The organism is Colwellia marinimaniae, from assembly GCF_002207865.1.
Classification (GTDB): domain Bacteria; phylum Pseudomonadota; class Gammaproteobacteria; order Enterobacterales; family Alteromonadaceae; genus Colwellia; species Colwellia marinimaniae.
Window position 1 is genome coordinate 1 of sequence record NZ_BDQM01000232.1, and the last position, 277, is coordinate 277.

A 277-nucleotide genomic window follows, 5' to 3' on the forward strand; every position below is an offset into this window, starting at 1 on the left:
GGGGTCTTTCGAGTATCGGCGCCGAGTCCACAAAGGGGCGAAAGTTGGTCTTACCCGCGTTGATGATATCGAGTTCTGCCTGGATCATTTGGCCTAGCTTCTTGAGGCGATTACGGATCAATTTGTGATAGTCCCGGCCACCTGCGTAGCGGGAGATATAGGCAAGGTTGGGATCTTTGAGATTAGTTGCGAACCCAGCTTGCGGCGGCAGGTAGTTCATCCTGGCAGAGATGACCCTGATGGTGCCTGGGTGTAGCTCATGTGGACGGGCGCGCAT

General features: G+C 55.2%; 1 protein-coding gene. It reads right to left on the minus strand.

All coding sequences use genetic code 11. The annotated features are described in order from the left end of the window. Positions 1-277 (minus strand): QueG-associated DUF1730 domain-containing protein (locus MTCD1_RS19055; protein ID WP_143760171.1); only part of this gene is annotated, 277 nt, incomplete at both ends.